General features: G+C 64.5%; 25 protein-coding genes and 1 riboswitch. Of the genes, 8 read left to right on the top strand and 17 right to left on the bottom strand.

The genetic code is table 11. The features are described from left to right. Positions 1-18: 18 nt before the first annotated feature. Entirely contained in the window at positions 19-1,305 is a 1,287-nt protein-coding gene (locus D886_RS0110310; RefSeq protein WP_027593857.1) for a HAMP domain-containing sensor histidine kinase, read from the bottom strand. Continuing rightward, the gene (locus tag D886_RS0110305) at positions 1,302-2,042 is read right to left on the bottom strand and encodes a response regulator (protein ID WP_027593856.1); all 741 of its coding nucleotides are present in this window, start codon (positions 2,040-2,042) and stop codon (positions 1,302-1,304) included. Before D886_RS0110305 ends, D886_RS0110310 begins: the two co-directional genes overlap by 4 nt. A gap of 219 nt (positions 2,043-2,261) precedes the next feature. Here D886_RS0110305 and D886_RS0110300 point away from each other — a divergent pair, with 219 nt between their 5' ends. Continuing rightward, the gene (locus D886_RS0110300; RefSeq protein WP_027593855.1) at positions 2,262-2,537 is read left to right on the top strand and encodes a DUF2790 domain-containing protein; all 276 of its coding nucleotides are present in this window, start codon (positions 2,262-2,264) and stop codon (positions 2,535-2,537) included. 10 nt (positions 2,538-2,547) lie between these two features. Beyond that, positions 2,548-3,063 carry a thioredoxin family protein gene (locus D886_RS0110295; protein ID WP_027593854.1) on the top strand — a complete coding sequence of 172 codons (516 nt, stop codon included), beginning with the start codon at positions 2,548-2,550 and terminating at the stop codon, positions 3,061-3,063. A gap of 54 nt (positions 3,064-3,117) precedes the next feature. Here the strand turns inward: D886_RS0110295 and D886_RS0110290 are convergent, their stop codons facing one another. After that, positions 3,118-3,966, bottom strand: a complete 849-nt coding sequence (locus D886_RS0110290; RefSeq protein WP_027593853.1) for a shikimate dehydrogenase — start codon at positions 3,964-3,966, stop codon at positions 3,118-3,120. After that, the gene (gene aroQ, locus D886_RS0110285) at positions 3,963-4,412 is read right to left on the bottom strand and encodes a type II 3-dehydroquinate dehydratase (RefSeq protein WP_027593852.1); all 450 of its coding nucleotides are present in this window, start codon (positions 4,410-4,412) and stop codon (positions 3,963-3,965) included. Before aroQ ends, D886_RS0110290 begins: the two co-directional genes overlap by 4 nt. Positions 4,413-4,635: 223 nt before the next feature. Between aroQ and D886_RS0110280 the strand changes: the two genes are divergently transcribed. From D886_RS0110280 to D886_RS0110270, 3 genes are all read left to right on the top strand, one after another. Beyond that, positions 4,636-5,871, top strand: a complete 1,236-nt coding sequence (locus D886_RS0110280) for a TolC family protein (protein WP_027593851.1) — start codon at positions 4,636-4,638, stop codon at positions 5,869-5,871. A 158-nt stretch (positions 5,872-6,029) separates the two neighbouring features. Next, positions 6,030-7,229, top strand: coding sequence for an efflux RND transporter periplasmic adaptor subunit (locus D886_RS0110275; protein WP_027593850.1), 1,200 nt, complete (start codon positions 6,030-6,032; stop codon positions 7,227-7,229). Between the two features lie 16 nt (positions 7,230-7,245). After that, on the top strand, positions 7,246-10,392 hold the full coding sequence (locus D886_RS0110270; RefSeq protein ID WP_027593849.1) for an efflux RND transporter permease subunit: 3,147 nt from the start codon (positions 7,246-7,248) through the stop codon (positions 10,390-10,392). 130 nt (positions 10,393-10,522) lie between these two features. Here the strand turns inward: D886_RS0110270 and D886_RS0110260 are convergent, their stop codons facing one another. The 7 genes from D886_RS0110260 to D886_RS0110230 all read right to left on the bottom strand — a co-directional run bounded on the left by D886_RS0110260 (position 10,523) and on the right by D886_RS0110230 (position 18,658). After that, positions 10,523-11,860 carry an MFS transporter gene (locus D886_RS0110260; RefSeq protein WP_027593848.1) on the bottom strand — a complete coding sequence of 446 codons (1,338 nt, stop codon included), beginning with the start codon at positions 11,858-11,860 and terminating at the stop codon, positions 10,523-10,525. Between the two features lie 148 nt (positions 11,861-12,008). Continuing rightward, the gene (locus D886_RS0110255) at positions 12,009-12,779 is read right to left on the bottom strand and encodes a hypothetical protein (protein ID WP_027593847.1); all 771 of its coding nucleotides are present in this window, start codon (positions 12,777-12,779) and stop codon (positions 12,009-12,011) included. A gap of 117 nt (positions 12,780-12,896) precedes the next feature. Further along, positions 12,897-15,047, bottom strand: a complete 2,151-nt coding sequence (locus D886_RS0110250) for a TonB-dependent siderophore receptor (protein WP_027593846.1) — start codon at positions 15,045-15,047, stop codon at positions 12,897-12,899. 66 nt (positions 15,048-15,113) lie between these two features. Beyond that, entirely contained in the window at positions 15,114-15,521 is a 408-nt protein-coding gene (locus D886_RS0110245; protein ID WP_027593845.1) for a DUF2946 family protein, read from the bottom strand. 81 nt (positions 15,522-15,602) lie between these two features. Next, positions 15,603-16,379, bottom strand: a complete 777-nt coding sequence (locus D886_RS0110240) for a ParA family protein (RefSeq protein ID WP_027593844.1) — start codon at positions 16,377-16,379, stop codon at positions 15,603-15,605. A gap of 128 nt (positions 16,380-16,507) precedes the next feature. Further along, complete coding sequence (locus tag D886_RS0110235) at positions 16,508-18,091, bottom strand: sensor domain-containing diguanylate cyclase (protein ID WP_027593843.1); 1,584 nt, start codon at positions 18,089-18,091, stop codon at positions 16,508-16,510. An 87-nt stretch (positions 18,092-18,178) separates the two neighbouring features. Further along, positions 18,179-18,658, bottom strand: coding sequence for a hypothetical protein (locus D886_RS0110230; protein WP_027593842.1), 480 nt, complete (start codon positions 18,656-18,658; stop codon positions 18,179-18,181). Positions 18,659-18,786: 128 nt separating this feature from the next. On the opposite strand from D886_RS0110230, the gene D886_RS0110225 reads away from it, so the two are divergent. Continuing rightward, entirely contained in the window at positions 18,787-19,284 is a 498-nt protein-coding gene (locus D886_RS0110225; protein WP_027593841.1) for a GNAT family N-acetyltransferase, read from the top strand. 141 nt (positions 19,285-19,425) lie between these two features. Continuing rightward, a complete protein-coding gene (locus D886_RS0110220; protein WP_256214993.1) occupies positions 19,426-19,740 on the top strand; it encodes a hypothetical protein in 315 nt (104 codons plus the stop codon). A 66-nt stretch (positions 19,741-19,806) separates the two neighbouring features. On the opposite strand, the gene D886_RS0110215 is transcribed toward D886_RS0110220, so the two are convergent. The 6 genes from D886_RS0110215 to D886_RS0110190 all read right to left on the bottom strand — a co-directional run bounded on the left by D886_RS0110215 (position 19,807) and on the right by D886_RS0110190 (position 25,925). Then, entirely contained in the window at positions 19,807-21,144 is a 1,338-nt protein-coding gene (locus D886_RS0110215) for an OprD family porin (protein ID WP_027593839.1), read from the bottom strand. Further along, positions 21,141-21,575, bottom strand: coding sequence for a pseudoazurin (locus D886_RS0110210; RefSeq protein ID WP_027593838.1), 435 nt, complete (start codon positions 21,573-21,575; stop codon positions 21,141-21,143). The genes D886_RS0110215 and D886_RS0110210 overlap by 4 nt, the downstream gene beginning before the upstream one ends. A 17-nt stretch (positions 21,576-21,592) precedes the next feature. Next, positions 21,593-22,372, bottom strand: coding sequence for an ABC transporter ATP-binding protein (locus D886_RS0110205; protein ID WP_371097553.1), 780 nt, complete (start codon positions 22,370-22,372; stop codon positions 21,593-21,595). A 5-nt stretch (positions 22,373-22,377) separates the two neighbouring features. After that, positions 22,378-23,394, bottom strand: a complete 1,017-nt coding sequence (locus D886_RS0110200) for an iron ABC transporter permease (protein ID WP_027593836.1) — start codon at positions 23,392-23,394, stop codon at positions 22,378-22,380. After that, on the bottom strand, positions 23,394-24,404 hold the full coding sequence (locus tag D886_RS0110195; RefSeq protein ID WP_027593835.1) for an ABC transporter substrate-binding protein: 1,011 nt from the start codon (positions 24,402-24,404) through the stop codon (positions 23,394-23,396). Before D886_RS0110195 ends, D886_RS0110200 begins: the two co-directional genes overlap by 1 nt. A gap of 126 nt (positions 24,405-24,530) precedes the next feature. Further along, positions 24,531-24,730, bottom strand: a riboswitch (cobalamin riboswitch). 28 nt (positions 24,731-24,758) lie between these two features. Beyond that, on the bottom strand, positions 24,759-25,925 hold the full coding sequence (locus D886_RS0110190) for a DUF1624 domain-containing protein (RefSeq protein WP_027593834.1): 1,167 nt from the start codon (positions 25,923-25,925) through the stop codon (positions 24,759-24,761). A 203-nt stretch (positions 25,926-26,128) separates the two neighbouring features. Between D886_RS0110190 and D886_RS0110185 the strand changes: the two genes are divergently transcribed. Next, positions 26,129-26,875, top strand: a complete 747-nt coding sequence (locus D886_RS0110185; RefSeq protein WP_027593833.1) for an outer membrane beta-barrel protein — start codon at positions 26,129-26,131, stop codon at positions 26,873-26,875. The last annotated feature ends 122 nt before the right edge of the window (positions 26,876-26,997 follow it).

Raw genomic sequence — 26,997 nt, 5'->3', positions numbered from 1 at the left:
GCGACATGCCGGTGGCACTCACTTCAACTCGATCTGTGCACACAACCCGCCACCTTGGCGATTGCTCAGGGTCAAGCGCCCACCCATGGCCTGGGTCAGTTGCTGCGCGATCGCCAGCCCCAAGCCGGTGCCTCCGGTACTGCGGTTACGCGAGCTTTCTACCCGGTAAAAAGGCTTGAGCACTTCATTGAGCTCATCTTCCGGAATCCCTGGGCCGTCATCGAGTATCCGAATCCGGGTGCATCCTGGTTCACGGCTGACCTCCAACTGTGCTTTACCCGCGAACTTCAAGGCGTTGTCCACCAGGTTGACCAACACCCTGCGCAGCGCATGCGGGCGGGTTTCCAGCAGGCCGTCGGCGTTGCCGTGGCGTTCGACCTGGGCGCCGCTGTCCTGGTAGTCGAATACCAGGCTGTCGAGGAAGGCATCCAGGTTGATTCGGCATGGGGCTTCGGTGTTGATGTCCATGCTGCGGGCATAGGCCACACCTTCGCGTACCAGGTGCTCCATGGCATCCAGGTCGTGCGACAGCTTGTCTTTCTCGACCCCCTCGTCCATCACTTCGACCCGCAATTTCATGCGGGTGATGGGGGTTTGCAGGTCGTGGGAAATCGCCGCCAGCAACTGCATGCGCTCCTTGAGGTAGGCCGCGATGCGTGCCTGCAAGGCATTGAAGGCAACGGCGGCGTACTTCACCTCGCGCGGGCCGCTCTCGTCCAGTTGCACACCGGGTTTGTCCGGGTCGAGGTTGTCCACGGCCTGCGACAGGCGGGTAAGCGGGCCGATGGCCAGGCGCACTGCCAGCCAGGTGCACAGCAACAGCACGGCCAGCTGAATCAGCAAAACCACCGGCAGCCAGCGGGCAATCGGTACGGGGGTCGGGGTGACGTCGATGGTCAGGGGCGCGCCATCTGCCAGGTTCAAGTGCACCTGAAAATGCGCATTGGGGCCGGGGATCTCCTGGAAGGTCAGGCGAAAGTCGTCGCCAATGGCTTTGACGATCGACTCGGCGGCCATGGGCGGGTCGCTGGTCGGCATCGCCTGGCCATCCTGGCCCTGGTCAAGGTGGTAGCGGTAGGTGCGCCGCTCCAGGCGCGGCAGCCAGGCGGCACGTTCGGCGGCGGGCAGGCGGTCGAGGATGGCGACCGAAGTGGCAACGTCCTGTTCCAGGTTGCTGAGCATCATCGAGCGGCTGCTGATGTAGCGCTCGTAGGCTTGCAGGCCGAACGACAACCCATAGGCCAGGACCAGCCCTGTGAAGAAGATCAATGCCAGGCGCGAGGCCAGGGTACGGGGCCATTTCATGAGGGCGACTCGAGCAATTGCACCGGCAGCGAGAACACGTAGCCTTCGCTGCGCACGGTCTTGATGCAGCTGGGTTCGCGGGCGTCATCACCCAGGCGCTGGCGCAGGCGGCTGACCAGCAGGTCGATGGAGCGGTCGAAGATGTCCGCCTCACGGCCCTGGGTGAGGTTGAGCAGTTGTTCGCGGCTGAGCACCCGCTGCGGGTGGTCGAGAAATACCCGCAGCAGCCGGTACTCGGCGCCGCTCAGGGCCACCAGGGTGTCTTCACTGTCGAGCAGGTGCCGTGCGGTGGTGTCCAGACGCCATTGGCCGAAGGCCAGCAGGCGGCTGCTTTCGCTGATGGTCAGGTTGGGCGGCAGCATGCGCGTGCGGCGAAGCACCGCATTGATGCGGGCGAGCAGTTCGCGGGCGGAGAACGGCTTGGTCAGGTAGTCGTCGGCGCCCATCTCCAGGCCGATGATGCGGTCGGTTTCGTCGTTGCGTGCGGTCAGCATCAGCACGGGCGTGTTGCGGTGCTTGCCAGCGCGCAGTTCACGGCACAGCAACAGGCCATCGTCGCCAGGCATCATGATGTCGAGGACGATCAGGTCGACGCTGTTGGCTTCGAGAAAGGCGCGCATCTGCCGGCCATCGGCAACGATGCTGGTCCGCAGGCCGTTCTTCTTCAGGTAGTTGCCGACCAGTTCGCGGATCTCGCGGTCGTCGTCGACGATCAGGATGTGATCGACGTGTTCCATGCGCAGCGTTCCTGTATGGGGTGGGGTTGGCGCAGTGTACCGAGCGTCATCGCGCTTGCCTGCTGGGTTTTGTATTGCAGTGTATCTGCCGTTGGCAGAGATACAGGAGGAAGCAGATCACAGGCTCGGGTGACACATACGGGATACCTGGCAGCCGTGTAATGGCTCTCGACCGGGGAGTAACCCTCCCCACCTAAAGCGTTACACAGGAGAGTTGCCATGAACCTCAAAGCCTTCGCCAGCGTCAGCCTGTTTGCCGTGTTCAGTTTCGGCGCCATTGCCGCTCAGGCCGCCACCACCGCGATGAACGATGCCAGTGTGATGCAGTACCGCTACGGTGATCATCTGGATGTGAACAAAGTCCTGTCGGTGCAGGATGATCAGGGCAACACCTGCGGCCTGGTCAACACCCGCATGGACTACCTCGATTCCAAAGGTCAGCATCGGAGTGTGGAATACCGCTCGTACGCCACCGGCGGTTGCCATGAGAATTGATCGCCGCCTGATGTTAAAGGTGGGCGGCATTGCGCTGGCCCTGACAGGCCTGGGCCTGGCGGGCTATCTGGAGGCCCGCGACAGTTACGGCGCCATGCCGTCGCTGGCGGGGGCCAGCCAGTGGTTGAATTCGCCGCCACTGGATGCGCCGGCGCTCAAAGGCAAGGTGGTGCTGGTGGACTTCTGGACTTGGGACTGCATCAACTGCCAGCGCAGCCTGCCGCATGTGAATGACTGGGCACGGCGTTACGCCGACCAGGGGCTGGTGGTGGTGGGCGTGCACACGCCTGAATATGACTACGAGCATGACGTCGCGACCTTGCGCGACAAGGTAGCTGCGCTGGGGATCGGTTACCCCGTGGCAGTGGACAACGATCACCAGGTGTGGAATGCCTGGGGCAACCAGTTCTGGCCGGCGCATTATTTTGTCGACCGCACAGGGCAAGTGCGCCACGTGCATTTTGGCGAGGGGGATTATGCGGGGCAGGAACAGGTGTTGAAGGCCTTGCTGGATGAAAAGGGTTGATGCGCCTGCACCGGCCCTTTCGCGGGGCAAGCCCGCGAAAGGGCCGGTGCCGACTCAGCTAAAACTGGCAAAATGCGCCTGCATCCGCGCCGCATCGGCCTCGCGGCCACTGAACAGCTCGAACGCCTTGACCGCCTGGAACACCGCCATGTTGCTGCCATCCAGCGTGCGGCAACCCAATGCCCGCGCGGCGCGCAACAGTTCGGTTTCCAGCGGGAAGTAGATGATCTCCGCCACCCACAACCGTTCATGCAGCAACTCCACCGGCAGCGGCGTCCCCGGCAGCTTGGCCATGCCCACGGGCGTGGTGTTGACCAGCCCGTCTGCCTCGGCCAATGCTGCGCGCAGGTCAGTGCCGAGCACCGCACGGCCGGCACCGAAATGCCCGTTGAGGTTGTCGACCAGCGCTTGTGCCCGCGTTGCGTCGACTTCGAACAGCACCAGCCGTTCGACCCCTTCGCCCAGCAGCGCATGGGCCACCGCCGAGCCTGCGCCCCCCGCGCCCATTTGCACCACTTGCAGGCGTGCCACATCTGGCAGGCCGCGGCGCAGGCCTTCGGCGAAGCCCAGGCAGTCAGTATTGTGGCCGACCCGTTTGCCGTCCTTGAGCACCACGGTGTTCACCGCGCCGATCCCTCGGGCTTCATCCGACAGCTCGTCGAGCAGCGGCAGAATCGCCTGTTTGAACGGGTAGGTGATGTTGAGCCCGGTGAACCCGGTGTGCTGTGCGGCATCGAGCAGGCCGGGCAGGGCGCTATCGTCTAGCTGCAATTGATCGGCGTCGATCAGGCGATACAGGTAACGCAGGGATTGCGCGTCACCTTCATGCTCATGCAGCGCAGGGGTGCGCGACAGCTGGATGCCGCGGCCGATGAGGCCGGCGAGGATAGCCTGTTGGCTCATGCGGTCTGCTCCTGGAACATTTCCGCGAAGTGGCTCAGGGCCAGGCGGTAGCCATGGCTGCCCAGGCCGCAGATCACGCCGACGGCAATCGACGAGACGAACGACAGGTGGCGGAAGGGCTCGCGTTTGTGCACGTTGGACAGGTGCACCTCGATGACGGGCAGTTCACTGGCCACCAGGGCGTCGCGGATGGCCACGGAGGTGTGGGTCCAGGCGCCCGGGTTGATCAGGATGCCAGCACAGCGGCCACGGGCGGCATGGATCCAGTCGATCAGTTCGCCTTCGTGGTTGGTCTGGCGGAATTCGATTTCCAGGCCTTTGGCAAGGGCACTGTCGGCGCAGCCTTGGGCCAGGTCAGCAAGGGTTTCATGGCCATACTGAGTGGGCTCGCGGGTGCCCAGCATGTTCAGGTTAGGGCCGTTCAGCACAAGAATAAGGGGCTTCATGAAAGGCATCGCTTTGTTGTTTTTGGATGCGCTTATCTTTGTACCACCTGGTTAGTTTCGTCAATTGCGTGAATGGACTTGGATGGGAAAGTGGGCGATAACCGGACGTTTTGCGCCAGTGCCGCCCCCCGCTGATTACAGCATTGTAATGTTCACGCCACCGCCCCGATAAGCACGCCGCCCTACAGTCCCTCGCCAACGCTCGCCGACGAGGACCTGTTTCGTGCCCTGCACCCGTGCCATCCCCCGCAAGATCGCCTTGCTTTGCCTGCTACTGGCGGCCACTGGCAGTGCCCACGCCAGTGGCAGCCTGAGCCTGCCCGAAGCGCTTAGCGCTGCCTTTGCGCAAAACCCGGAACTTGCTGCCGCGGGCCGTGAAATCGGCATTGCCGAAGGCGAGCGGCGCCAAGCGGGGTTGATACCTAACCCGCAGCTGTCCTGGGAAGTCGAGGACACCCGCCGCGAGACGCGCACCACCACGGTCATCCTGAGCCAGCCACTGGAGCTGGGCGGCAAGCGGGGAGCGCGCATCGCCGTGGCCGGTGCCGGCCAGACCATCGCCCAGCTTGACTTGGAACGCCAGCGCAATGGCTTGCGCGCCGATGTGGTGCAGGCCTTCCACGCGGCCCTGCGTGCGCAAACGGCGCTGGAGCTGGCGCAACAGTCCCAGGCACTGACGGAGCGCGGGCTGCGGGTGGTACAGGGCCGCGTCACGGCCGGCCAGTCTTCGCCGGTGGAGGCGACGCGGGCCCAGGTGCAACTGGCCCAGGCGCAGGCGCAAGTACGCCGCGCCGCCTCACAGCGCAGTGTGGCTTATCAGGCGTTGGCGCGGTTGACTGGCAGCCCGGTGGCACGCTTCGACCGCCTGCTGGCCACTGATTTGTCGCCGGGTGCCGCGCCTGCGGCCGAGGCCCTGCTGGCCAGGGTCGAACAGACCGCCGAGTGGCGCTTGGCGGCGGCGCAGGTTGAGCGCGGCGAAGCGTCGTTGGGCTCTGAAAAGGCTCAGCGCATACCCGACCTCACCGTCAGCCTCGGCAGCCAATACAGCCGCGAGGACCGCGAGCGAGTCAACGTGGTCGGGCTGTCTATGCCGCTGCCGTTGTTCGACCGTAACCAAGGCAACGTGCTGGTGGCTGCGCGACGTGCCGACCAGGCCCGTGACCTGCGCAATGCCGTTGAGTTGCGCTTGCGCAGCGAAACCCGCAGCGCCCTCAGCCAATGGGCCACGGCCATGCAGGAAGTGCAGGCCTACGACCGCACCATCCTGCCCTCGGCGCAGCAAGCGGTAGACACCGCCACCCGCGGCTTCGAGATGGGCAAGTTCGCCTTCCTCGATGTGCTCGATGCCCAGCGCACGCTGATCGAGGCGCGGGGCTTGTACCTGCAAGCCCTGGCCTCGGCGACCGATGCGCGGGCTCAGGTCGAGCGCCTGTATGGCGACCTTGAGGGCGGCTTGTGATTCAGGGGCCGCTACGCGGCCATCGCCGGCAAGCCAGCTCCCACAAATGAAGCGCCACGTTGATGCACGGTGCCGTCCCTGTGGGAGCTGGCTTGCCGGCGATGGGTCGCGCAGCGGCCCCATTGGCTTGAGCAACAACACGAACAGCAGGAGCAACAATGAATAACCCACGCAAGATCGCCCTCCTGGCGGTCGCTCTGGCCGTGCTTGGCCTCGGTGGCCTGGCCTGGACCGGCAACCTCGGCCAGGCCACGAGTGGCGAAGCCCAGCACGACGCGCATGGCGAAGACGGCCACGGCCACGATGATGAGCAGGCCGAAGAAGGCCACGCCGACGAGGAAGGCAAATTGTACCTGTCCAGCGCCCAGATCGAGGCGGCTGGCGTGCAGTTGGTAGCTGCCGGCCCCCGCGAGCTGGGCACTGCCATCAGCTACCCGGGTGAAATCCGTTTCGATGAAGACCGCACCGCGCATGTCGTGCCGCGTGTACCGGGTGTGGTCGAATCGGTGCAGGCCGACCTCGGGCAGGCGGTAAAGCGCGGCCAGGTGCTGGCAGTGATCGCCAGCCAGCAGATTTCTGACCTGCGCAGCGAACAACAGGCAGCCCAGCGCCGCCTGGAGCTGGCGCGTCTGACCTTCCAGCGCGAACAGCAGCTGTGGCAGGAACGCATCAGCGCCGAACAGGACTTCCAGCAGGCTCGCCAAGTGTTGCAGGAGGCCGAGATCGCGCTGGCCAATGCTCGGCAAAAGGTCGCGGCAGTCGGCCCCGCCGGCGCCGGCAACCGCTATGAGTTGCGCGCACCCTTCGATGCGGTGGTGGTGGAAAAACACATGAGCGAGGGCGAGGTGGTCGACGCCTCCAGCAACGCCTTCACTCTGTCCGACCTGAGCCGGGTCTGGGCCACCTTCGCCGTCGCCCCCCGCGACTTGAACCGTGTCGTCACCGGGCGCAGTGTCACGGTCAGTGCGCCGGACCTGGGCGCCGAGGTCGAGGGCACGGTCAATTACGTCGGCAGCCTGCTCGGTGAACAAAACCGCGCCGCCACCGTGCGCGCCACCTTGGCCAACCCCAACGGCGCCTGGCGCCCTGGGCTGTTCGTGAACATTGCGGTCAGCGTCGAGCGGTCGACCGCCGCCGTGGTGGTACCGGAAAGCGCGTTGCAGACCTGGGAGGAGCAGACCGTGGTGTTCGTGCGTACCGAGCAAGGCTTCGAGGCACGCCCGGTGACGACAGGGCGCCGCGACGCCGGCCAGGTAGAACTCGTCGCCGGCCTGGCTGCAGGCACTCAGGTCGCTGCCGCCGGCAGCTTCGTCCTCAAGTCGGAGCTTGGCAAAGGCTCCGCCGAGCACAGCCATTGAAACCGGGGACGACGCCATGTTCGAACGCCTGATCCAATTCGCCATCGAGCAGCGCCTGGTGGTGATGCTTGCCGTGCTGCTGATGGCTGCGGTGGGTATCCACAGCTACCAGAAACTGCCCATCGATGCCGTGCCGGACATCACCAACGTCCAGGTGCAGATCAACACCGCCGCGCCCGGTTACTCGCCATTGGAGACCGAGCAGCGCATCACCTTCGCCATCGAAACGGCCATGGCCGGCCTGCCAGGCCTCAAGCAGACCCGTTCGCTGTCCCGCTCGGGCTTGTCCCAGGTCACGGTGATCTTCGATGACGGCACCGACCTGTTCTTCGCCCGTCAATTGGTCAACGAGCGCCTGCAGGTGGCCCGTGAACAGTTGCCCGACGGCATCGAGGCGGGCATGGGGCCGATTTCCACAGGGCTGGGCGAGATCTTCTTGTGGACCGTCGAGGCCGAGGAGGGCGCGCTCAAGGACGACGGTACGCCCTACACCCAGACCGACCTGCGGGTGATCCAGGACTGGATCATCAAGCCGCAGCTGCGCAATGTGCCGGGGGTGGCCGAGGTCAACAGCATTGGCGGCCATGCCAAGCAGTACTTGATCGCACCGGAGCCCAAGCGCCTGGCGGCCTACAAGCTCACCCTCAATGACTTGATCGCGGCACTGGAGCGCAACAACACCAACGTGGGGGCCGGCTACATCGAGCGCAATGGCGAGCAGTTGCTGATCCGCGCACCGGGCCAGTTGGACTCCGCCGAGGACATCGCCAACATCGTCATCGCCAGCGTCGACGGCACTCCGATACGCGTCAGCCATGTCGCCCAGGTTGGCCTGGGCCAAGAGCTGCGCTCTGGGGCTGCGACCGAAAATGGCCGTGAGGTGGTGCTGGGCACGGTGTTCATGCTGATCGGCGAGAACAGCCGCACGGTGTCCCAGGCGGTGGCGGCCAAGCTGGTCGAGATCAACCGCAACCTGCCCAAGGGCGTGGTCGCGGTGACGGTGTATGACCGTACCAACCTGGTCGAAAAAGCCATCGCCACGGTGAAGAAAAACCTGATCGAAGGCGCGATCCTGGTCATCGCCGTGTTGTTCCTGTTCCTGGGCAACATCCGCGCTGCGGTCATTACCGCCATGGTCATCCCGTTGTCGATGCTGTTTACCTTCACCGGCATGTTCAGCAACAAGGTCAGTGCCAACCTCATGAGCCTCGGCGCGCTGGACTTCGGCATCATTGTCGACGGCGCGGTGGTGATCGTCGAGAACGCCATTCGCCGCCTGGCTCACGCCCAGCAACGCCATGGCCGCATGCTGACCCGCGCCGAGCGCTTCCATGAAGTGTTTGCCGCCGCCCGTGAAGCACGGCGCCCGCTGATCTACGGGCAGTTGATCATCATGGTGGTGTACCTGCCGATCTTTGCCCTGACCGGGGTCGAGGGCAAGATGTTCCACCCCATGGCCTTCACCGTCGTGATCGCCCTGCTGGGTGCCATGATCCTCTCAGTGACCTTCGTGCCGGCGGCGCTGGCGCTGTTCGTGACCGGCAAGGTCAAGGAAGAAGAAGGCTTGGTCATGCGCACCGCGCGCAAGCGCTATGCGCCGGTGCTGGGCTGGGTGTTGGGCCGGCGCAAGCTGGCGTTCGCCGGGGCGGCAGCGCTGGTGGTGTTGTCCGGGGTGATGGCCAGCCGCATGGGCAGCGAGTTCATCCCCAGCCTCAGCGAGGGTGACTTTGCCCTGCAGGCGCTGCGCGTGCCAGGCACCAGCCTGTCGCAGTCGGTAGACATGCAGCAGCGCCTGGAGCGGGCGATCATTGCCCGGGTGCCGGAAGTGGAGCGCGTGTTCGCCCGCACCGGCACTGCCGAAATCGCCTCGGACCCGATGCCGCCGAACATCTCTGACGCCTACGTGATGCTGCGTCCGCCCGCGCAATGGGCTGACCCGAGCAAGCCACGTGAGGCGCTGATTGCCGAAGTGCAGCGCGCCGCGGCCAGTGTGCCGGGCAGCAATTACGAGCTGTCGCAACCGATCCAGTTGCGCTTCAACGAACTGATCTCGGGTGTGCGCAGTGATGTGGCCGTCAAAGTGTTTGGGGACGACATGGACGTGCTCAACCAGACCGCTGCGCAAATCGCCAGCAGCCTGCAGCGTGTGCCGGGCGCCTCGGAGGTCAAGGTCGAGCAGACCACAGGCCTGCCGGTGCTGACCATTGATATCGACCGCGACAAGGCCGCCCGCCATGGCCTCAATGTCGGCGATGTGCAAGACGCCATCGCCATTGCCGTGGGGGGGCGCACGGCAGGCACGCTGTATGAGGGCGACCGACGTTTCGACATGGTGGTGCGCCTGCCCGAGACCGTGCGTACCGATGTCGACGGGCTTTCCAGCCTGCTGATACCGGTACCGGCGAGCAGTGCAGCCGGCGCTGCCCAGATCGGTTTCATCCCGCTGTCGCAGGTCGCGACGTTGAACCTGCAACTGGGGCCTAACCAGGTCAGCCGTGAGGATGGCAAGCGCGTGGTGGTGGTCAGTGCCAACGTGCGTGGCCGCGACCTTGGCTCGTTCGTGCAGCAGGCCGAGCAGGCCCTGATCGAACAGGTGCAGATACCGCCCGGTTACTGGACGCGCTGGGGCGGCCAGTTCGAGCAGTTGCAGTCGGCCGCCGAGCGTCTGCAGGTGGTAGTGCCGGTGGCCTTGCTGTTGGTGCTGGCCTTGCTGCTGATGATGTTCAACAACCTCAAGGATGGCTTGCTGGTGTTCACCGGTATTCCGTTTGCCTTGACCGGTGGGGTACTGGCGCTGTGGTTGCGGGATATTCCATTGTCTATTTCCGCAGGGGTGGGCTTCATCGCCTTGTCGGGCGTGGCGGTGCTCAATGGCCTGGTGATGATTGCCTTTATCCGCAGCCTGCGCGAGGAAGGGCGCACGTTGCGGGTGGCGGTCGAGGAGGGTGCGTTGACGCGCTTGCGGCCAGTGCTGATGACCGCGTTGGTGGCCTCGCTGGGGTTCATCCCGATGGCATTGGCGACCGGCACCGGGGCCGAAGTGCAACGGCCGCTGGCGACTGTGGTGATTGGCGGGATCCTGTCGTCCACGGCGTTGACGTTGCTGGTGTTGCCGGCGCTGTACCAATGGGCGTATCGGCGCGAAGAGGTGGAGGAAGGCTGATAATGCCGGGCCCGCTGTGCGGCCCATCGCCGGCAAGCCAGCGCCTACAGGTACCGCGCCTTTTCTGGCTGGCGCACTACCTGTAGGCGCTGGCTTGCCGGCGATGGGCTGCAAAGCAGCCCCAAAAATCTCAAACGCTGCTCCGTACCCCAGGCCGCACGCTATCGACGCCGGGCTCATCATGCAACGAAATCCGCGACGTCTCCGGCAATGCCAACCCTCCGACCAGCGCCACCAGCGCAATTACCACCAGGTAAAACGCCGGTGCCAGGCTGCTACCCGTCTGCCCAATCAACCAGGTCGCCACCAACGGCGCAGTGCCACCGAACAGCGTATAGGCCACGTTGTAGGTAATCGCCGACGCGGTATAGCGGGTCCGTGTAGGGAAGCTTTCCGACAGCAATGCCGCAGTCACCACCCCGCTGCACAGCGCGCCCACGGCCAGCAGAATCACCCCCAGCAGCGCCCCGGACAGTGAGCCGGAACTGGCCAGCCAATACGCCGGGAACACACAGACCATCACCCACAGGCAGGTGAAACCAATGGTCTTGCGCCGCCCCACCCGGTCAGAAAACGCCCCGGCCAACGGGCAGCCGACGGCAGCGAACAACAACGCCACAGTGGTTACCAGCAGCGATTGCGCACGGGTGAGGTTGCCGACCAGTTGCAGGTAGGTGGCAAAGTAGGTGGTGAACATATAGAACGACAGCGCCGTCAGCGAGATGAACGCCCCTAGGTTGCGGATGGCCCGGCCATGGTTGCGCAGGGTCTCCTTGAGCGGCGAGTGCTCGTGTTCTTTGCCCTGGGCCACGGCTTCGCGGAACGCCGGGGTTTCTTCCATGCGCCAGCGCAAGTACAGGCCAACCAGGCCCAACGGGGCGGCGATCAGGAAAGGCACGCGCCAGCCCCAGGCGTTCATCGCCTCGGCCGTCAGGTTCGCTTCCAGGCCGTAGGCGATCACCGCCGCGCAGGCAAAGGCAGAAAAGGTCGAGACCGGCACGAAGCTGCCGTAGAACGCGCGCTTGTCGTTGGGCGCATGCTCCATCAGGTAGGCGCAGGCACCGGCGTACTCGCCACCCGCCGAGAAGCCTTGCAGGCAACGGGCCAGGGTCAACAGCACAGGGGCCGCCAGGCCAATGCTGGCATAGGTCGGCAGCAAGCCGATCAAGGTGGTGGAGCCGGCCATCAGCAAGATGGTCAGCGACAGGATGCGCTTGCGCCCCAGGCGGTCACCCAGTGCGCCGAACACGATACCGCCGAGCGGGCGCAGGGCAAATGCCACGGCAAACACGGCGAAGGTCTTGAGCAAAGCCACGCTGGCATCTTCACTGGCGAAGAACTGGCTGGCAATCAGGGTGGCGAGAAAGCCATAGACGGCAAAGTCGAACCACTCGACGAAGTTGCCGATGGCAGAGGCGGCGATCACCCGGCGCAGGGTGGCGGGGGATACCTCATGAGGTGCGGACATGTGGGAGCTCTCCGGTTTTCATTGGCAGCCTGAATGAACGTGACGCGGTCGGGCCGCGTCATCATTGTTGTGCTTGCCAGTAGATCGGTGAGTGCCTGCGGGGGCTTCGTCGAGGGCGACACTGGGATGTCTGTTTCAACCAGGCAGGCTACTGCCGGCCAACCTTCCACGGGGCGTAGTCGAGTTCGCTGTAGCCCTCGGCTGTGCCTTGCTCGTTGGTGCTGAAGCCCGGCATCGTGCTCAGGTCGAGCTTCATGCAACGGCTGTTGAGCTGCGCCTGCAGGTTGCCGTCCAGGCGGAAGGCCGCTTCACGCAGGCGGGTTGGGGAAAGCTGCACCAGGCAACCCTCGACCTTGCCTTGGGCATTGGCCTGGTAGAACACCGTCGCCTTGCCGATGCTGGTGACCGGCTGATCGCGCAGCAGCTGTTGCCAGAAGTACTCGCGCTGGGCGTTGGCGCGTTGGCGCGCACTGCCGGGGGCCTGGATAGACGCAGGCAGCTGAACGATGATCGGTGCGCGTACGTCGAGCGTTGCCTCGCCGCCGAACAGCGACGCAGGCACGACCGGGTAAATGGTCTTCCAGCACAGTGCCTCGACCAGGTTGGCCAACGCCTGATGGTCGGAGGGCATGACGTCGGCGGGCAGCAGCGCGCCGTATTTGAACGGGGCCTTGCTGGCCTTGCAGGCGACTGGGGCGCTGTGCCGGTCGAAGGTGACCTGCAGGGTGACGGCGCCCAGCTGCTCGCCGGTTGGGGCCAGGGCAATGCTGCGCTCCAAGGCGCGCTGCATCTCGACAGTGAAGGTTTTGAACGCCTGCGCATCGGCGGCTGCCTGAGTGTCCGTGGACGCGGACGCTTGGCAGCCAGCCAGGGCAATCAGAGCCGCGCTCAGGAGCGCGGGGGGCAGAGTTTTGAACACGTGAACTTCCTTGCTGAAACGGTAGCCGGGTGTCTTCGTGAGCCGGCGGGTCATGAACGTGGCAGCTTATCACTGGCAGCGCTGCCACGGGATAACCCCCGTGGCAGCGCTGTTCGATCAGAAGCGCATGTCCAGCGCCACCTCGAAGGTGCGCGGAGCTCCCATGTAGTACTGGGAGCTGTAGGCCTGCTTGGCATACACCTCGTCGGTCAGGTTGCGCACTCGCCCGGTCACTGTGGTGTGCTCATCCAGCCGGTAGCGGGCGAAGGCACCGAACAGCGTGTAGGCCGGTGCCTTGAGGGTGTTGGCATTGTCGGCATACACCGAGCCCACGTAGCGCCCATCGACCCCCGCCGACCACGCGGACGTGAAGCTGTAGGTCAGCCACAGGTTAGCGACGCTGGCCGGTACGTTGACCGGCGTATTGCCCTTACGTGACACCGATACCCCGTTGACCGCTTCGTTGAACGTGTCGTACTGCGCATCGACGTAGGCGTAGTTGGCCTCGGCCAGCAGTTTCGGCGTGACCTGCAGCCGCCCCGACAGCTCGACGCCGCGCGAGGTCTGCTGCCCGGCCTGCACCGTCTGGTTGGCATCGTTGGAGTCACGCACGGCAAAGTCCTTGCGCACGATCTGGTACAGCGCCAGCGTGGCGGCGCCGCGGCCGTCGAGGAAGTCGAACTTGCTGCCGACCTCCCATTGCTCGCCCTTGGACAGGTCGAACAGGCCGACGTTGGAGTAGGTCGCCGCCGCCAGTGAACCGGCTGGCAGATCGGCCGAGCTGCTGTACTGCGCGTACACACTGGCACTGGGCGTCAGCGCGTAGGTCAGGCCGATGCGCCCGGAAAGCGGCTCCCAGCGGCGCTCGAAAAACGCCGGCGAGGTGGGCGAGACCGTTCCGTAGTTGGTCACTTGCATGTCCAGGTAGTCATAGCGCAGGGCCGTCAGCAAGGCCAGGCGATCGGTCAGTTGCAGGCGGTTTTCGGCAAACACCGCGCGGTTGGTGACTTCGTGACGACGCTGCTTGGTCAGGCCGGCATTCACCCCGGGGATGTCGTCGAAACTGCCAGGGTCGAAATGGTCGGGGTCGACGACGTCGCTCCAGCTGCTCGACGTCGGGTAAAGGGTCTGGCGCATGCGCGAGTATTCCAGCCCTAGCGACCATTGGCTGGCGAAGCCAAACAGTGTGTTGTCATGGCGCAACTCGATGCGATCGCCCAACAGGTTCTGGTCGTGGCTTTGCAGGTAGGGGCTGCTGCGCTGCACATTGCCATTGGCGGTGTAGCTGTAGCGTTCAACGTTGCGGTAGTCGCGCTGGGCGTTGTAGTGGTACAGCGTGTTCTGCACGCTGGTGCTGTCGCTGAGCTGGTAGTCGAGGATCGAACGCAGCCAGCGTACCCGCTGCTCGTAACGGCCGTCCGCGACATTGTAGTTTTCGAAGCGGCGGCTTTTGTCGATCTTCATCGTGCTGCGGCCCGGCAGGATCGGCGAACCCCAGTACGGGCTGTCTTCACGGTCTTCCTGGTACTCCAGCGCCAGGGTGTGGGTGAGGTTGGGCGCCAGGTCACTGAGTACCGAAAACGCGAGGCTGTCGGTGTTGCGCTGGTTACGGTCGATGTAGCCGTTGCCCTGGCCCCGGCTGAAGTCCAGGCGCATGAAGTGGCGGGCGTCGGCGGGGTTGCTGGCCAGCGCCTGATTGATGCCGAAGGCCACTTCTGAGTCATCGAAACTGCCGTATCGCAGGCGGCCGTCGATGATCTGCTGATCGCGGCTGGCAAGCTTGGTGATGTAGTTGATCGAGCCGCCCACGGCCCCCGCGCCATGCAGGAAAGAGGACGGCCCGCCGATCAGCTCGACCCTGTCGAGTACCCAGGCATCCACTGGCCGGTTGGCACTGCTGTAGCCCAGGTTGATGCCGTTGTAGAGCTGGGTGACCTGGTTCTGGGTGAAGCCCCGGTAGGCGACGAAACCGCCATAACCGGGGTTGGCCGAGGCGTTGACGCCGGTCATGGCGTTGATCACGTCCTGGCTGTCCTTGGCGCCGTGCGCCTCGATCAGGCGGCGGTCCGAGACACTGACCGACGCCGGGGTTTCCCGTGCGGTGAGGCCCAGGCGCGAACCTGTTTGGATCGGCTCGTCCAGTTGCACACCGGAGGGGGCGTCGCGTTCGCCATCAATGGTGGTGGCGTTGAGTTCAACCGGGGCAGTGTCGGCCCAGGCGAAGGTGCAAGTGCCCATGAGGAGCACCAGGGAGGTCTTGCGGATCATGTTGTCGTGTCTTCCACGCAAAAGTCATGGCTGACCGCGAGCGCGCACAGGCGCACCCGATCGAGGTCAGGCGAACAGAAGGGCTGCGGGAAGCGCGGCGGGGGAGGCGCGGGGGTTTAGGGCAGGTCGCAAGTAGCGCGGCGGCGGTTGTGCCCAGCTGCGCACGACAATGGGCGAGGTGGCCCCGGCCTGGGGGGGCAGGAACGCCCAGCCGGTGTGGGCAAGCGGCACTGCCAGGCCGAACGAGGAGCACACGGGGCAGTCGAGCTGGGCCATGTGCTGGTCGCCACCGGCGTTGTCCAGGTTGATGGCCGGGCCGTGGTCACTGCTGATCGAACAGAACCCACCCTCGAGGCCCGCCAGGCGCAGGCCACTCATCTGGCCGTGATGCAGGCCGCACAGCAATAGGCTGAACAGGACGCTGGCATAGAGTGTCCAGGCGGTCAGCGTGCGGGTCTGCCGGGTGGTTTTCATGGCGGCGAATCTATCACCCGAATGCGTGATCGGGTAGCCCTGGTGACGCAAAATGCTGGGGTGCAAAGCACCCCGCTTGGCTCAGGCCGCGCGCTCCAGCACGTCCAGCAGGTCGGCAAACTCCAACGCCAGCTTGTGCCGCGGTGCCATGTGCACCAGCGGCACCGACGCCTGGTGCGACTCGCGCATCTTGATCGAGCTGCTCAGGTACACCGGCAGCACCGGAACCCCTTCACCGCGCAACTGATCGACCAGTGTCTGGTGCAGTGCCGTGCGCCCGGCGAACTGGTTGACGACCACGCCCTCCACCTGCAGCGCTGGGTTGTGGTCCTGGCGCAGCTCCTCCACTTCGGCCATGACGCTGTGCAGCGCATGGCGCGAGAAGCTGTCGCAGTCGAACGGAATCAACAGGCGTTCGGCGGCCACCAGGGCGCTGAACGTGTAGAAGTTCAGCGCCGGCGGCGTGTCGATGTAGATCCGCTCGTAGTCTTCGGCCAATTCCACCAGCAGCTTGCGCAGCTTATTGATCTTGAACTTGCTCTCCAGCTTGCTTTGCAGGTCGCTGAGGTCGGGGCTGGCGGTGATCAGGTGCAGGTTGCTGTAGCGGGTTTCGGTAATCGCCACACGGGGCTTTTTGCCGTGCGCGGTGGCGGATGACAAGGTCTGTCGGAAGAAGTCGGCAATGCCCGAAGGGATGGCGTCATTGACCAGGCCGGTCAGGTAGTAGGTGGCATTGGCCTGCGGGTCGAGGTCGACGAGTAAGGTCCGATAGCCTTCAGCGGCACTGGCGGCAGCCAGGTTGCAGGCGATGCTCGACTTGCCGACGCCACCTTTCTGATTGAAAACCACACGACGCATGAGACGCTCATCCATGAAGAGTGAAAATGTCAGGTTGGGGTCAATCCTATGACTGAAACACGACAGTTTTATGACAAGGCTTGTAACAACTTTTGCGAAGGGTCTGGCCGTGACGGTCTGCGCAGGTTTCAGGGCTGAACCCGCGCGACACACACCCGATTGCGCCCATTCTGTTTGGCCGCGTACAGCGCCCGGTCCGCCTCGCTCAATGCATCGCCAGGCTCGCTTCCGGTGCCGCCCGGCCAATGCGCAACCCCCAGCGAAATCGTCACCGCGCCCACGGGTTCCACCGGCGTATCCTGCACCGTTACCCGTAGCCGTTCTGCAACCGCTGCCGCGACCGCCAAGCTAGCCCCCGGCAGTAGCATGAGAAACTCCTCGCCGCCGGTGCGGCAAAGCAGGTCGCCCTCTCGGCAACAGCGGCGCATCAGCTCGGCCAGCCGCTGCAGTACCTGATCGCCCACCTCATGCCCATGGCCGTCGTTTACCCGCTTGAAGTGGTCGATATCGAGCACGATGGCCGAAAAAGCCCGCCCTTCGGCCTCCAACAACGACAGGCTGAATTCCAGGTTGCGGCGGTTGCCCAGCCCGGTCAGTGGGTCGGTCTGGGCATCGCGGTTAAGCCGGCCGATGCGCTCTTGCAGCAGGTTGAGCCCGAACAGCAGCGCACGCTTGAGCTCAGCCGCCTCGAAGTACCAGGCCGGCACCCGATGCAGGCGCTCGGCGGTGCCTGCGCGGTCCATCGACCTGGCCCCGGCTGCCAATTGCCAGAGTGGCCGAGCGATGGTCATCGCCAGCCACCACAGCACCAGGCTGCCCACCAGCGCCAGCGGCGCCGAGGTGCCGATAACGTTGAGCACAAGGTGGCTCAAGGGCGCCACGGTCTGCGCCAGCGGCTGCTGCGCCACCACACCCCAGCCAGCGCTCGGCACCGTGGCAAACCCTGCCAGCATTTCCACGCCCTGGCTGTTGGTCAGCTGGCGGGTGCCGCTGTCCAGGGTCGCCAGTTGATCGATCAGCGGGTTGCCTTCCACCACCGTGCCCACTCGCTGGTTGTCCGGGTGATAGAGCAGGCGGCGGTTGCGGTCGACCACATAGAGGTACGAGCCGTCCTTGTAGAAGTGCTCGCCCAGCAGGCTGTTGAGGATGTTGCGCTCGCGCAGGTACAGGCTGCCACCGACGTAGCCCAGGTAACGCCCATTGGCATCGAAGATCGGCTGCGACAGTGCCACCACCAGGTTGTTGGCGGCGGACAGGTAGGGCGTCGACACCAGCGCCTTGCGCCCTTGCAAGGCCTCCTGAACCCCGGGCGACTGCACCTTGGTATTGAGGTAGTGGCGCAATGAGGCAGGGGAGATTGCCCGCAGGATCCCGTCGGCATCGACCACGAACGTCGAGTTGAAGGCCAGGCCCTGGTGCAGCACGCGGTCGGTCTCCGCCTGCAGCGCGGCGGCATCAGCCAACTGGTGGGCTTGTACGCCGGCACTGAACGACAACTGCTGCAAGGCACTGGCGATGAAGGTCTCGGTGATCGACGCCAGCTTCGCCGCGTACACCCGGTTGGCCTCCAGGGCGTGGTCGATCAGCAACTGACGCTGAACCCGGTAGCTGGCGAAATAACTGGCGCACAGCATCAGCAGCGCGGTGAGGGCGCAGAGAATCAGAATGAGCGAGCGTAAATCCAGGCGCAATCCGTGCTTGGGGTGTGGCAATCCTGACCTCACTGGTACGAAAAGGGAGTAACCCTGCTGCTTGTAGGTGTAGTGCGTTATTGTCGCCGCGGCGGTGTGTTACGTCGATCAGGAACCTGCTTTTTCCAGTTCAGCCAGCTCATCTTCGACCTGCTGCATGCGCTGCTCGGCCAATGCCTGCACCTGGGTGTCGCGGGCGGTTTCGCGCATCAGCGCGGTCAGTTTTTCGCTCAGGCGCTTGCCGGCCTCTGTCTCTTCAAGTGCGCGGGCCTTGGCCGGGTCCTGCATGGCGTCGACGATGCTGGCGAATTCAGCATCGCTGAAATTCTTTTCGCTGTAGAGCTTGAACAAGTCCTGGCGCTGGTCTTCGACCGTCAGGTGTTTGCGCAGCACCTCACGGATGCGCGCCTCGGGCACCTGCGGGTGGGCTGGGGCCAGCAACGACGCCATGCGGTCGATGTTGTGCTCATAGGCGTCCTGCAGCGGCAGCTTGGCCAGAATCTGCGCTTCGCGGGAGGGTTGTTGGTCGCAGGCGGCGAGGGCGGTGATCAGTAGCAGGGGCAGTAGCAACGTCTGGAGGCGGGGCATGGGGTGGCCTGGTTGGGCGGTCTAGGCCTGCGATTATACCGGGGTCTTGATCGCGATGAGCCCAGAATTTGCCAGGGGCGGCGCGCTGGGGTAGAACCTTTGCCCTCGACTCATTGCCTGTAGCCCACATGCCGAATTGGATCATCCAACCCGTCCCGCGTGACGCCATCGACGAGGTGGTCGTTTTTGTCGACAGCGCCCGCCGCGAACTTTTCCCGCAGCTTGCCGACGCACCGTTGCCCCCTGACTTGGCTCGCTTCGCCGAGACATACCTGGACGGCGAAGGCGTGTTTCTCGAAGCCCGCGATCAGGGCCGACTGGTGGCCGTGATCGGTTATGTGCCCTATGACCACCGCTTCGCACAACTCGACTATCAGCGGGTGCGCGTGGTCGAGGTGGTGCGCTTGTTCGTGTTGCCGGCCTATCGACGCCATGGCCTCGCCGCCGCCTTGTTCGCCGCCTTGCGCGGTGCGGCCGAACAGGCGGGTGTCGAATGCCTGTACCTGCACACCCACCCGTTCCTCCCGGGCGCGATTGCCTTCTGGGAGCGCCAGGGGTTCGTGGTGATCGATGTGGAGCAGGACCCCGTCTGGCAGACCACCCATATGCAGCTGACGCTGGCATGACGTCGCCGTAATCGGTCAGAAACCGCCTACAGCTGTTGTTGTGGCGTGTTCAACGCGTTCATTTCCATAACGCACCTGCTTGCTTACCGTCTCCCTCAAGGCTTACCCAACGCCCCCAAGGGAGATTCACCGATGCCACACATGGCCCTGTACAAGCTCAAACTGCTGGACGAATTCGAAGACTGCAGAGACCCGTGGTCGTTCGGCCACTTCGAAAACAGGCTGATGGATTTGTGGCGGGGTGCCACGCGCCACGACGCTAAGGGCATCATCAATGCGGCACACAAGGAAGGACGTTGGCCCAATACCGTGAAGCGCTACCTGCTGACCAACTACAAGGCGTTCGGCAATGTCAGCGCAGAATTGGAGCAGACGTTTATGGAAGTGCTTGCTGCGATGACCTCGCAGGAAAAAGCCGAATGGGGCTTGCAGCCGCTATCCGCTGCAGCGTCTTGAACCGGGGGGCTGCTGCGCAGCCCGTCACCGGCACGTTGGTGTGAAGCCTGGGTCCCTGAACGATGATCAGAACCCGCCGCCCAGCGGCCATTCGACCGCCAGGCGGATCTGGTCACCATCCAGTTCCGCCTGCGCCGTGTTCCCCCGGTGCGCGTTATGCCGTACCGAGAACGTGGTGCCCTTGGCCTTGCCACTCTGCACCACATAGCGCGCTTCCAGGTCGCGCTCCCAGTGCTTGCCACCCTTGCCATAACCCAGGTACGCGTAGCCGCCGGTGGGGTCGACATGCGTGCCATCGATATCAAACCCGCGCACGTACAGCGCCGTCAGGTTCAACCCGGGCACACCGTAGGCGCCCATGTTCAGGTCATAGCGCGCCTGCCATGACTTCTCGTTCGGTGCATTGAAGTCCGACATCTGCACGGCGTTGGCGATATAGATCGCGCCCCGCGTCACATAGTCGAACGGTGTATTGCCGTCTACCTGCTGCCAGCCCAGGCTGAACCCGTGCGGCCCCTGGTTGTAACGCGACACCAGGCTCCAGGTGGTGTTGTCGATGCGCCCGGACAGCGCCTTGCCGGTGTCGGTGGTGCGGTACAGGTTGAGGTCCAGGCTCAAGCTGCGCCGGTCATCCAGGGCGTGGGTCAGGGTGCTGCCCAGGTAGTGCTGGTTCCAGCTGTCCTCGTAGCGCGAGGTATACAGGCTGCCGCTGAAGGCCGCGCCGGGGTTCCAGACCACGCCGGCCAGGTCGAAGGCATTGCCCTGGCGGCCATTGGAATAGTTCACCACGAACCCTTGATCGTGGCTTGAAGCGTTGCGATCCGCGTTTTCATTGAAGTGGCCGGCCACCAGCCGAAGCGTGTCGATCTCGTTGCTGGTGAGGAAAAACCCCGTCGCGGTCTCGGGCAGCAAGCGGCTGTCGGACGAACTGAAGACCGGGGTTTTCACCCGCTGCTCGCCGTAGGACAGCACCGTGTTCGACACCCGCATCTTCAAGGCTGCGCCTGCTCGGCTGTATTCGTTTTTCGGGTGCCCGTCGTTGTCGATGCCCAGCAAGCGCGCCTTGCCGGCTCGGCCACCGCCGCTGTCGAGCTGTACGCCCAGATAAGCGTGGGCATCGACACCGACGCCGATCAGGCCTTGGGTAAAGCCAGACTGCAAGGTCCCCATCAAACCGTAGGCCCATTCCTCAGCTTTGCCGCTACGTTCGTCGCGTGGCTTGTAGGCATTGCGCGCACTGCTGTTGCGCCCGCCATGCTTGTAGTCGCGCTGGTCGAACACGCTGCGGTTGAGGATGCTCCAGCTGGCGTCTTCTACCAAACCGTTGCTCTGGGACTGAGCGGATTCAGCCAATGCGAGCGGGGTGAGCCCGAGCAGAGGCAGGGCCAGCAACAGCCGGCTCATTGCCCGGCCCCCAGCTTCTGCAGTTGCGCTTCGAAGCGGTTTTTCGCCCGTGCAGGCAGGCTGGCAGGCACTGTGGCCGGCGCCGCGTCACCCACCTGGATCACCATCACCATGCCCATCGCCAGGTGCGGAATGCACTGGATACCGTACATGCCGGGTACGCTGAAGGTGTGCTCGTAGGGCTGGTTGAGCTTGCTCTTGAACGCCTCAGCGCCCTGCGGCAGCAACCCCGGCACACTGGCTGCGTTGTGCCCACTCATGGTCGGCACAAAGCGCACGGTATCGCCGGGTGCGATGCGCAAGTGGTCCGGCTCGTAGACCATCGCGCCCTCCGTACCGCGGTTGAGCATCTTCACTTCATGCACGTCTGCCAGCGCGGCAGGGGCAAACAGGGTGCTGGCGAGCAGCAGGGCGACAGGGCGCAACAACATGGTGGGAACTTCCTGGTTCAGGGGGCGCGAAAACGCAGAATGCGTGCGCCGTCGAAGGGGTCGGTAAGGTAGTGGGCGTGTACGCCGAAGGTGCTCAGCAGGCGCTCTGGGGTGAGGACGTCGAGCGGCTTGCCGAGGGCGACCAGGCAGCCTTTGTCGAGCACCGCGAGGCGGTCGCAGGTCAGCGCCTGGTTGAGGTCATGCAGGGCCACCAGCGTGGTAACCGGCAGCCCCTGCACCTGTTGCAGCAGGCTCAGCTGGTGCTGGATGTCCAGGTGGTTGGTCGGCTCGTCGAGCAACAGCACCTGGGGGCGTTGCGCCAGGGCGCGGGCAATGTGCACGCGTTGGCGTTCGCCACCTGAAAGCGAATGCCAAAGGCGCGTGCGCAGGTGCAGGGCATCCAGGTCGGCCAAGGCCTGCTCGACGATGGCGCGGTCTGCTTTGCTGAACGGCGCCAGGGCCGACAGCCAGGGCGTGCGGCCCAGGGCAACGGCGTCGTACACGCTGATGGCGTCAGCGGTATCCGCTTGCTGCTCGACCAGCGCCAGAGCCTGGGCAATGCGCCGGCGTGGCAGTTGCGTGAGCGGCTCGCCCAGCAGCTCGACATAGCCACTGTCAGGCTTGCGCAGGCCCGCCAGCAGTTTGAGCAAAGTCGACTTGCCCGAGCCGTTAGGGCCGACGATGCCCAGCGTTTCGCCGGGGATAACGGTTAGCTCGATGTCGCGCAGTACAGGGTTGCCGCCCAACTGCAGCCCTAAGCCCTGGCAGGCCAGGGGGGCAATCTTCACGTTGGCCATGACGGTCATGGGCGCCCCCTTCTGCTGACCAGAATCAGCGCGAACACTGGCGCGCCGATCAGCGCGGTCACCACGCCCACCGGGATCACCTGGCCTGGGATCAGCGTGCGCGACAAGATATCGGCGCTGATCAGGAACAGCGCGCCGCCCAGCGCACTGGCCGGCAGCAGGCGGCTATGCCCGGGCCCCAGCAGCAGGCGCAGGGCGTGGGGGATGACCAGCCCGACAAAACCGATGGCGCCGACGATGGACACCATCACTGCCGTCACCAGCGCGGCACAACTGATCAGCAACAACTGGGTGCGCCGTACCGGGATCCCCAGCGACGCGGCCGAGTCGGCGCCGAAGGTAAAGGCATCCAGCGCGCGGCGATGCCACAGGCACACCACCAGCCCGAACAGTGCCACGGGCAGGGCCAGCCACACGGACGGCCAGCGCACGCCACTGAGGTTGCCCAGCAGCCAGAACAGAATGCCGCGCGCCTGCTCGGCAGTGGCCGACTTGGTGATGAGGAACGCGGTCAGCGCAGTGAACAGTTGCGAGCCAGCGATGCCGGCGAGTATCACCTGGGCGTTGTTGCTGCTCGGCCCGGCGGCGCGTGCCAGCACCAGCACCAGCGCAAACGCCGCCAACGCGCCGATGAAGGCACCCCCGGACATGCTCAGGGCGACGCTGCCCAGCCCCAGCAGGCCTACCATCACCGCGCCGGTCGAGGCACCGGCCGACAACCCCAACAGGTAGGGCTCGGCCAGCGGGTTGCGCAGCAGCGCCTGCAGGATCACGCCACACGTGGCCAGCCCGGCGCCACAGGCGGCGGCGACCAGGGTGCGGGTCAGGCGGTAGTTCCAGACGATACCGGCATCGATGGGGTCGACCGGGTAACCGGCCTGCCACAGGTGATTGGCCAGCACTTGGTAGACCACGTTCGGCGCCAGGTTGCTCTCGCCGATCGCCGTGCCGGCCACCAGCGCGACACACAGGGCTGCCAGGGCCAGGGCGCTGTAGGGCAACAGGCGGCTCATCACTGGGCTGCTTTACCGCTGGCGAACGCCGTCGACAGCGTCTGCAGGCCACGGAACAGGCGGATGCCGGCCTGCATGGCGTCGGCGTCGAGGACGATGATGCGGTCGTTCTTCACTGCGTCCATGTTGCGGGTAACCGGGTCGTTGCGCAGGAATTCGAGTTTTTTCTGGTAGTCGTCTGCCGGGAAGCGGCGACGGTCCATGCGGGCGATGATCAACCAGGTCGGGTTGGCCTTGGCCAGGGTTTCCCAGCCCACGGTCGGCCATTCTTCGGTGGACTCGACCACATTGCGCACCCCCAGTGTACGCAGCATGAAGTCAGCCACCCCTTGGCGGCCGGCGACGTAGGGGTCGATATCCAAGTCGGCGCTAGAGAACCAGAACAGTGCCGAGGTGTTCGACAAATCCTTGCCAGCCAACTGTGCCTTGGCGCTGTCCAGGCGGCCCTTGAGGTCGGCGTTCAACGCGGTGCCGCGGTCTTGCACGTCGAAGATTTCGGCCAGCTGGTTGACGCTCTTGTAGATGCTCTCGACCTGGAACGCCTGCAGGCGGGTGCCGTCGGCGCCCACCAGGTTGTCCTTGCCTTCGCAGTCCGACGGCAGCAAGTAGGTCGGGATCTTCAGCTCGTCGAACTGCTCGCGGGTGCCGACCACGCCTTGTGCGCCGACCATCCATTCAAACTGTACGGCCACCAGTTGCGGACGCTTGCCGACCACTGCCTCGAAACTGGGGTCGTTGTCGGCCAGGCGCTCGACCTTGTCGTTCAGCGCCTTGTACTCGGGCAGCACGTTGTTGAACCACAGCGAGGTGCCGGCCAGTTTGTCGCCCAGCCCCAGTGCGTAGAGCATCTCGGTGCCGGCCTGGCCAATGGTCACTGCACGCTCGGGCGCGTGGGCGAAGGTCTGCGGCATGCCGCAGTTGTCGACCGTGAGCGGGTAGTGGGTGGCGGCAGCCTGGGCCAGGCTGGTGAGGCCGAGGCCGGCGATCAAAGCGGCAAGACGAGGCAGCATGAGGGGACGATCTCCTATCGAAGGGTTCACGGAATGAACGCATGGACAGGCATCGCCGAGCCCCGTGCACGCGGCAGGGGGCAGCACCCAGAAAAGGGTGGAGATGGCCATCCCGGACACCCCGCCGGTTGGTGTTTTTGCGCCGGCAGGTCTCCTGACTGGTGCGTCATGGCCCAGCTCCAGCCTTCCCGGACAAGGTTATCCAGTGGCATCGATGGAGCAGGCTCGGCACCTACAGTTGCGGGGGCAGTTCCGTTTGGCCCGCGTTAGCGGGCTTGGGATTCCCTATTAATTCCGTGGTGGAAACCGGCGGCCGGCATGGTAGACCATCAGGCAGCCGGGTGAAAACGCTTTTCAGAAGTACTTGAGCCAGGTGATGTCACGCCGACGCGCCTTCAGCCGGGCGAAGCTACGTACCGGTAGGTACAGCGACACGGCGAGCAAGGCGGCGCCCAGCCACACGGCGCCGATGCCGTCGAAGCCAAAGTAATCCCCCTGGTTGTGGCCGAACAGCGCGACGCAGGCCAGGTAAAGCAGCTTCAGCACATACAGGTGCAGCAGGTAGAAAAACATCGGTGCTGCGCCGTAAACCGCCAGGGCGTTGATCCAGCGGGCCTGGCCGGCACGCTCGAAGGCGCGCAACAGCAGCAGGCCACAGCCCAGGGTGAGGGCCAGGAACAGCAAGGACGGCGGATACTTGGTGATGTTGAAGAAGCTCATCAGCGTTTGCGTCAACGTCGGGTACCCGCTCCAGGGTGCCTCGCCGTAGCCGTTGAGCATGCGCAGCACGACAAAACCAAGCAGTGCGATCACCCCGGCCAGCAGCAGGCGGTGCTGGCGTTGGCCTGCGTCGCTGCCACGGGCGAACCAGGGGCCAAGGCCGTAGCCCAAGGCGATGACGCCGATCCAGGGCAGCACGGGGTACGACGTGCGCAGGCGCAGGTTGTCGGAGAATGCCAGCCAGCCACGGTCGTGCAGGATCGCCCACGGCACGTGCAGGGCCGACTCAGCGCCGAAGTGCAGGCTGTCGAGCAGGTTGTGCCCGGCGACGATGATTGCACCCAGGGCGATCAGCGCTGCCCGTGGCAACCACACCAGCAGCGACAGGGCGATCATGCTCACGCCAATGGCCCAGATCACCTGCAGGTAGATCACGCTGGGGGGCAGTTGGAAGGTCCAGGCGAAGTTGACGAGGGTGAACTCGAGCGCCACCAGGAACAGCCCGCGTTTGAACAGAAAGGCCGAGACATCGCTACGGCCCTGGTACTTCTCGCCATACAGCCAGGCCGAAAGGCCCGTCAACAGGACAAACACCGGCGCGCACAGGTGGGCCAGGGTACGGCTGAAGAACAACGACGGGTCGGTGACGTCGATGGCCATCGGGTCGCTGACCTGGCGGTGCAGAAAGAAGGTCTCGCGGACGTGGTCCAGGAGCATGAACAGGATGACCAGGCCGCGCAGGGCATCGATGCTCTGCAGGCGCTGGGTAAGCAGGGTGGGGGAGGCGCTGGCGCTAGTCATGGAAGGTCGCTGGTAGGAATGGGTGTCAAATGAAACGTTATCTTATAACTTAAATTGGGTGATCAGCAATGGGGATTTGGAGGGGGTGTATGGCGCTGCATAGCCCAAGGCATTCGCTCTCAATGAATTTTTTCGAACTTTCTCCAAAGCGTGTCTCTCGAACCGCTCGTTATCACTGTTTTCACGTCATGGAGACTTCACGCATGTCCGCTCGTCACCTGTTGCGTCACACTTGCCTGCTCGCCTTGATCGCTTCGCCTTTAGCCGCCACCGCCGCGCCCAGTACCGACCCGCTGTTCACCCTCGGCCTGCTGGGTGCCTATAACGACTTCAAATTCGAAGGCGGCAGCGAAACCGACAAGGAACACTTGGGGCAGGGCGGTGTATTCGCCACCTTCGGCAACAAGATGACCGCCGAGTCCGGCTTCATCTACCAGATCGGTGCCGAGGCCAAGTACGGCAAGAAGAATGACAACAAACTCAAGGAAGCCCAGGCCGATCTCGACCTCGGTTGGCGTGCTGCACTGGATGCGCGCAACTTTGTCGATGTGACCGTGGGCGGCGGCTACAGCTGGTCGCGCTTCGAGCCCGAAATCAACGACCTGGACACCAAACTCACGGTCAAGTCGCCCTTCGCCAAGGCGGCCTTGGGTTACAACCATCAGTTCGATGCGTCGACCCTGCGCGTGGAGGTGGGCGCGCGCCACACCCTCGATGGCCGTGCGCGCCTGAAGGTGGATGATTTCGGCAGTGACACCGTGGACCTGAAGGACCGCACCAACCCCTATGCCGAGGTCAGCCTGCTGATGAACCAGCAGGGCGGCATGCCGGTACAGGCGGGGGTCTACTACACCCGCACCGAGTACAAGCTGGATGGCGACTCGCCCGTGGCGGACAACACCAAACTCAAGCGTGATGAGTTTGGCTTCAAAGTCGGCTTGGCGTTCTAAACAGCGATTTGCCAACACCGCGGTTTGTGTAGGAGCAGCCTTGCGCTGCGAAGGGGCCAGTGCAGGCGATGACCGGCATGGTGCATGCGCTGCCTCTTCGCAGCGCAAGGCTGCTCCTACCG

The sequence above is a fragment of the Pseudomonas sp. LAIL14HWK12:I7 genome (assembly GCF_000483465.1).
In the GTDB taxonomy this organism is placed as follows: Bacteria; Pseudomonadota; Gammaproteobacteria; order Pseudomonadales; family Pseudomonadaceae; genus Aquipseudomonas; species Aquipseudomonas kermanshahensis.
The sequence above is the reverse complement of the archived record's forward strand: the minus strand, read 5'-3'. Positions and strand labels throughout refer to the sequence as shown.

Bases quoted from the DNA above. Each gene is read 5' to 3' on its own strand.
- D886_RS0110310 (WP_027593857.1), bottom strand. From the start codon at position 1,305: ATGAAATGGCCCCGTACCCTGGCCTCGCGCCTGGCATTGATCTTCTTC.
- D886_RS0110305 (WP_027593856.1), bottom strand. From the start codon at position 2,042: ATGGAACACGTCGATCACATCCTGATCGTCGACGACGACCGCGAGATC.
- D886_RS0110300 (WP_027593855.1), top strand. From the start codon at position 2,262: ATGAACCTCAAAGCCTTCGCCAGCGTCAGCCTGTTTGCCGTGTTCAGT.
- D886_RS0110295 (WP_027593854.1), top strand. From the start codon at position 2,548: ATGTTAAAGGTGGGCGGCATTGCGCTGGCCCTGACAGGCCTGGGCCTG.
- D886_RS0110290 (WP_027593853.1), bottom strand. From the start codon at position 3,966: ATGAGCCAACAGGCTATCCTCGCCGGCCTCATCGGCCGCGGCATCCAG.
- aroQ (WP_027593852.1), bottom strand. From the start codon at position 4,412: ATGAAGCCCCTTATTCTTGTGCTGAACGGCCCTAACCTGAACATGCTG.
- D886_RS0110275 (WP_027593850.1), top strand. From the start codon at position 6,030: ATGAATAACCCACGCAAGATCGCCCTCCTGGCGGTCGCTCTGGCCGTG.
- D886_RS0110270 (WP_027593849.1), top strand. From the start codon at position 7,246: ATGTTCGAACGCCTGATCCAATTCGCCATCGAGCAGCGCCTGGTGGTG.
- D886_RS0110260 (WP_027593848.1), bottom strand. From the start codon at position 11,860: ATGTCCGCACCTCATGAGGTATCCCCCGCCACCCTGCGCCGGGTGATC.
- D886_RS0110250 (WP_027593846.1), bottom strand. From the start codon at position 15,047: ATGATCCGCAAGACCTCCCTGGTGCTCCTCATGGGCACTTGCACCTTC.
- D886_RS0110245 (WP_027593845.1), bottom strand. From the start codon at position 15,521: ATGAAAACCACCCGGCAGACCCGCACGCTGACCGCCTGGACACTCTAT.
- D886_RS0110240 (WP_027593844.1), bottom strand. From the start codon at position 16,379: ATGCGTCGTGTGGTTTTCAATCAGAAAGGTGGCGTCGGCAAGTCGAGC.
- D886_RS0110230 (WP_027593842.1), bottom strand. From the start codon at position 18,658: ATGCCCCGCCTCCAGACGTTGCTACTGCCCCTGCTACTGATCACCGCC.
- D886_RS0110225 (WP_027593841.1), top strand. From the start codon at position 18,787: ATGCCGAATTGGATCATCCAACCCGTCCCGCGTGACGCCATCGACGAG.
- D886_RS0110220 (WP_256214993.1), top strand. From the start codon at position 19,426: ATGGCCCTGTACAAGCTCAAACTGCTGGACGAATTCGAAGACTGCAGA.
- D886_RS0110215 (WP_027593839.1), bottom strand. From the start codon at position 21,144: ATGAGCCGGCTGTTGCTGGCCCTGCCTCTGCTCGGGCTCACCCCGCTC.
- D886_RS0110210 (WP_027593838.1), bottom strand. From the start codon at position 21,575: ATGTTGTTGCGCCCTGTCGCCCTGCTGCTCGCCAGCACCCTGTTTGCC.
- D886_RS0110205 (WP_371097553.1), bottom strand. From the start codon at position 22,372: ATGGCCAACGTGAAGATTGCCCCCCTGGCCTGCCAGGGCTTAGGGCTG.
- D886_RS0110200 (WP_027593836.1), bottom strand. From the start codon at position 23,394: ATGAGCCGCCTGTTGCCCTACAGCGCCCTGGCCCTGGCAGCCCTGTGT.
- D886_RS0110195 (WP_027593835.1), bottom strand. From the start codon at position 24,404: ATGCTGCCTCGTCTTGCCGCTTTGATCGCCGGCCTCGGCCTCACCAGC.
- D886_RS0110190 (WP_027593834.1), bottom strand. From the start codon at position 25,925: ATGACTAGCGCCAGCGCCTCCCCCACCCTGCTTACCCAGCGCCTGCAG.
- D886_RS0110185 (WP_027593833.1), top strand. From the start codon at position 26,129: ATGTCCGCTCGTCACCTGTTGCGTCACACTTGCCTGCTCGCCTTGATC.